At 37.3% G+C, this 2549-nt stretch carries 4 protein-coding genes; 3 read left to right on the forward strand and 1 reads right to left on the reverse strand.

The features are described from left to right. Nucleotides 1-727: ketopantoate reductase family protein (locus AC1DRF_RS22830; protein ID WP_477741762.1), on the forward strand; the 727-nt coding region annotated here is incomplete at its 5' end. Continuing rightward, complete coding sequence (locus AC1DRF_RS22835) at nucleotides 727-1527, forward strand: GIY-YIG nuclease family protein (RefSeq protein ID WP_477741763.1); 801 nt, start codon at nucleotides 727-729, stop codon at nucleotides 1525-1527. The genes AC1DRF_RS22830 and AC1DRF_RS22835, both read left to right, overlap by 1 nt. A gap of 50 nt (nucleotides 1528-1577) precedes the next feature. Here the strand turns inward: AC1DRF_RS22835 and AC1DRF_RS22840 are convergent, their stop codons facing one another. Beyond that, entirely contained in the window at nucleotides 1578-1889 is a 312-nt protein-coding gene (locus tag AC1DRF_RS22840; RefSeq protein ID WP_016763842.1) for a hypothetical protein, read from the reverse strand. Between the two features lie 243 nt (nucleotides 1890-2132). Between AC1DRF_RS22840 and AC1DRF_RS22845 the strand changes: the two genes are divergently transcribed. Continuing rightward, nucleotides 2133-2549 (forward strand): PIN domain-containing protein (locus tag AC1DRF_RS22845; RefSeq protein WP_477741764.1); only part of this gene is annotated, 417 nt, incomplete at its 3' end.

The following is a 2549-nucleotide window of genomic DNA, read 5'->3' on the forward strand; positions in this document are numbered from 1 at the left end:
TGATGTTATTTTGTTCACAACTAAGGCTTATCATCTTAAACAAGCAATTGAGGATGTGCGTCCTTTTGTAGGGAATCAGACAGTTGTCGTACCTTTGCTAAACGGTATGGCTCACGTGGGTCCTTTACAAGAAGCTTTTGGGGAAGAAAAAGTTATTGGAGGACTGTGCTTTATTGAAACAACTTTAAACAAAGATGGAGATGTCGTCCAGACGAGTCCTGCTCACAGACTTGTATTTGGTGAATTTAAGCAGAAGGAAACAGAAAGATTACAACTGATTGAGCAAGCGTTCAGCGGTACAAAAGCTTCGTTTGTAAAAAGTTCATATATTGAACAGGATATGTGGCATAAGTATTTATTTATTACGGTTATGTCAGGCATGACCACTCTTATGCGCGCACCTGTTGGCCCAGTGCTAGCGGCAAAAGGGGGGCGTCAATTCGTACAAGAGCTTTTTAAAGAAGTTGAAAATATTATGATGGCATACGATGCACCATTAGCTGAAGGGATTATTGAACAGCATATGAATACGATGGACAAAATGACGTATGACATGAAGTCATCGATGCAGCGTGATATGGAAAAAAGTTTTCAAATTGAAGGAGACCACCTTCAAGGATATTTGCTGACATTAGCTGAAAAGTCGTCTATACACGTACCGCTTCTTCAAACTGTGTATACGCATCTAAAAGTGTATGAAGAAATGTTAAAAGGTTATCAAAAATAATGACAGCGAAAATTGATTTAGCAGTCATGCAGGTACTGCAKAAGCTGCTAAGTACAGCAGAAATAGGACAATTGCCTTCCGCTCCCGGCATTTATTTTTTCTTTGATAAACCGGGCAGGCTTTTGTATATCGGAGCAACGACGGGCTCTCTATTAGAAAGAGTAAGAGCTCACGTTGCAGGAAAAGGCGTTAGCAACACAAAAAAATTCCACAAAGAGATTTGTGCTGTTGGATATATTGAAGTGCATGGATTAAAAAAAGAATTAGATATGCTGAGAACGATGCTTGTAAATGGTTATTTTCCAAAATACAATAAACAAGATGTAAAAAGAGAAAATGAATACGACATTTACACCGTTCACGGCAGGGTCCTCAGGGATACAGGAGTTTATAAGAAAAAAGTTTCCAAGCGAAAAACGGTGCTAAAGCCAACGTTAAAAGAGATAGAGATTCGTCAAGAAAACAGCGATATTACATATGCACGAGTCGCAAATATGAATGCTGAAGATCGAGTGAAAAAATTGTGGTCTTGTCAAGAAGCAGGAGCGCAGCTACATCTTCCGGAGTCGAAAGTGTTAGCAATAAGTGACCGGCTCTTAAAAGAGCAGTATACATTTCAGCGGGATATGAAAAAGAATATGATGTTTACGATGCGGGATTTAGTTGTTATTCAAGTGTTGTTAAATTTAAATCCGACCCRTGATTTGAAAAAACGAGAAATAAAGGAAGCCATCAGTTTAGTGCGTAAATTTGGCATAGAAGAAGCTCTTCGCATCTCTGAAAAACTACTCAAAACGTAATAAAATCCATGATCATTGTGATCATGGATTTTATCATTTATCATTCACACTTAAGCTAATTCGTCAATAACTTTTGGTAGAGCCATAATGGAAATAACGCAAAGTGAACTGACAACTTGATGCATTTCAAAAATGGCAATGATGAATAACATCAGTGATATATATAATTGAAGGCCTTTTAATCCCCACGGCTTGCGATCGAAAAAAAAGTCGCTAAGTACAAATACAAAGAAAATGAGCGAACTGAACAAAATAATCATGGATGTAGACATGGAACGATCATAAGCAATGATAAATAACAAAGCGAGAAGCGACACAACAGATATAACTTTTAATGTTTTAATCATCGTGTTTTTATTCACTTTTTTCACCTTCATTTGTAGGATTGATCTTTCATCCTCATTTTATAGGATAGTCAAAAGTTCTAAAAGCCAAACGAATAAATCATAACAACAATTTAACATCTTTATACTACATTTACATTGAGCGAAAAAAATGGGCGTGTTTTGAGCTTTGTACGCTTCATTGACGCGTGCAAAGAACAAGTGCTATAGTATGTGTGCTCTAAAAGCTAAAGGAGCAAAGTTTTCAAAGGACGTGACTATGTGAACGAAACACTATTAGTAATTGATGGATTTAATTTATTAAGCCGCTGTTATTTTGCTACTTCTTATGGCAGAGATGAAGCAGCGTTGACAAGAAATAGTAAGGGCCAATTTACGAATGCCCTGAGAGTAACGATTCAAAAAATGCATGCATTGATTCACCAATATGAGCCAAGCCATATTTTCGTCGCTTGGGATGTTAAGCGTGAGGATACAAAACGTAAAGATACATACGCCCTATATAAGCAAACAAGAGCAGAGCTGCCTGAGCCGCTGATTCAGCAGTATGAAACGTTAAAACAATTTTTTGACACAGTAGGCATTTATCAAATGTCATTGTCTTCTTATGAAGCAGATGATTTAATTGGAGCACTTGTAAGCAAGTGGAGCAAGGAAAAGCAAAGTCCAGGGTACATC

It is taken from the genome of Priestia sp. P5_B4, assembly GCF_056400385.1.